Origin of the sequence: Caballeronia calidae (genome assembly GCF_900044055.2) — a bacterium.
Classification (GTDB): Bacteria; Pseudomonadota; Gammaproteobacteria; order Burkholderiales; family Burkholderiaceae; genus Caballeronia; species Caballeronia calidae.
Window position 1 is genome coordinate 1 of sequence record NZ_FCOX02000238.1, and the last position, 1,988, is coordinate 1,988.

General features: G+C 59.4%; 3 protein-coding genes and 1 pseudogene. All 4 read right to left on the bottom strand.

Features of this window, described 5'->3' with window-relative positions:
- Positions 1–365 (bottom strand): annotated as a pseudogene (locus AWB78_RS49160) (site-specific integrase); the annotation flags it as partial.
- 58 nt (positions 366–423) lie between these two features.
- Positions 424–966 carry a tyrosine-type recombinase/integrase gene (locus AWB78_RS49165; RefSeq protein ID WP_232478138.1) on the bottom strand — a complete coding sequence of 181 codons (543 nt, stop codon included), beginning with the start codon at positions 964–966 and terminating at the stop codon, positions 424–426.
- Positions 963–1,736: a site-specific integrase gene (locus AWB78_RS42300; RefSeq protein ID WP_232478139.1), complete on the bottom strand. Its 774-nt coding sequence runs from the start codon at positions 1,734–1,736 to the stop codon at positions 963–965. Before AWB78_RS42300 ends, AWB78_RS49165 begins: the two co-directional genes overlap by 4 nt.
- A gap of 102 nt (positions 1,737–1,838) precedes the next feature.
- Positions 1,839–1,988, bottom strand: a 150-nt coding sequence (locus tag AWB78_RS44955; RefSeq protein ID WP_157697902.1) for a transposase, incomplete at its 5' end; no start/stop codon positions are given.

Sequence of the window (1,988 nt, forward strand, 5' to 3'; positions counted from 1 at the left end):
GGACAATTCTTGTTGAGATAGCCTGCAGCGAGTTCAAGCAACTCAGGAACCGCTTCGATGTACCAGTACGTAAGACCGATGTTGACATGCCCGAGGTAGGTGGCGAGTTTCGGCAATTCCCGACTGACGTCCAGACCGGCGCGATACCACTCGACCAGCCTCCCAGTCGCGAAGCTATGCCGGAAGTCCTGGAGGCGCGGGCCGTAACCATCGCGCCCATCCTCCGTCGCCAGTCGCAGACCAATGGCGCGCGACATTCTGACGAACATGCTTCGCGCACTGCAGGCCTTCAGTCGGTTGCCGCGCTCACTGACCAGAAACGCCTCGCTCAATCGTAAAGGACAGAGTTGATCGCGTTTCTGGGCATAATGTTCGAGTGCCGCCCGGGTCGACTCTGCTACAGGAACAAAGCGCGACTTGTGACTACGCCGCTAGCGGCGTAGCGGCATAGTTGCCGAACTTCGATTCCCGGATGGAGAGTATTCCGCTAACGAGGTCAACGTCAGACCGGTCGAGTCGAAGCGCTTCGCCTGGCCTGAGGCCCGTTGCTGCAAGCAGACCTATGAGCGTCGAATAGGTCAGTGCTCGCATGCCGGTGCGGGAGCGCAGTTGGGCGGCCTGAGTCATAAGCAAGGCAATTTCGTGCTCAGTGTAAATATGCGGAGCATTGCGCCGTCTGCGGGCGCTCAGGAGTCCTGCTGGTGGAACTTGGTTTCGACTGTCAATGACGTTCATCCATCTGGCGAATCCTCTTACCTGCGAAAGGCGCCGCCCCCAAGTGGCACGTTCGACATTTACGGACGCGGTCGACCAGCGCAGAACCAAATCGGTGGTAATGAACTCGGCGCCTTCGCGTTCCAGAAGATCAACGAATTGACCGAGTGCCAAGGCGGGTTCATAGAATGACGCCCCGAGAACACGGCGGGCCGCCACGTACCGCGCGAGAGAGTCGCGGATCGCAGTCATATTGCACCTCCAGCCGTCGGCCACGAGCGCGCGACCTTGCGCAGGTCCTCAAACGCGTCCTTTGCATAGATCGCGGTACTGTCCGGTGAGCGGTGCCGCAAGACCTCGGCTATTTCTGCCATCGAGGCCCCGTGGCAAATCATTGTCGTCGCCAGACCGTGACGGAACAGATGTGCGGCGCCCCGGCACGCGGGGCGGAAACCGGCACGTGCGAAGGCCTGACAAACAATCTTGCCAATCGCCGCCGGCCCCGCCAAACCAACCCGAGGTGCCAATCTGCGAAGGAAGACGCGCCGCGATGCACTCGCTCCACGACCATCGCGAAGATATGTTGCGATTGCCTCTCCGACCTCCGATGGCAGCGGGACGTGCTCGACCACATTCCCCTTGCCATGAACGACGAGTTCCCCCGAACGCCAGTGAATGTCGTCGAGCTCGATTGCGACGATTTCTCCGGCACGTAAGCCGAGTCGCGCCAACAAAAGCAGGATTGCATAGTCACGACGCCCAGTCGGAGTCGACCGGTCTGCAGATGCAATGAGCGCTTCTTGCTGCTCAGGCGTGGGGAACGTCGGCACAGTCGACTGTCGCCACTTACGAACCGAGCGCACTGACTCATACAGGTCTCGGGCCGTATCGCCACGCAGAAAGAGGAAATGGCAGAACGAGCGAAGCGCAGCTGCCATCAGCCGCGTGTACTCCGCCGATCGACCTTTGCTGCGCGCAAGAAGATGATTCCGGATCGTTACCGCGTCAAATGCATCTGGCAATTTGCTTCCGTCGCTGGCCGCGTGGCTGTCGAGAAAGTCGCGAATGAAAGGCCCATAGACAAGCAGCGAGTTCTTCGCTAGCCCGCAATCCTGCCTTAGAGCTTATCCGCAAATTACGTTAACGCTCAGCGGCACCTTGCGGAAGGCGATGATGGCAGCGGCAAGATGGTTTAGGGCGACGAAACTGCGTTCGAGTTTTTCGTATCGGACCAACAGTTTGCGAAAGCGGTTGAACCAGCTGTGACAGACTTC

Coding starts and splice junctions, on each gene's coding strand:
- AWB78_RS49165 (WP_232478138.1), bottom strand. CDS start 966: ATGACTGCGATCCGCGACTCTCTCGCGCGGTACGTGGCGGCCCGCCGT.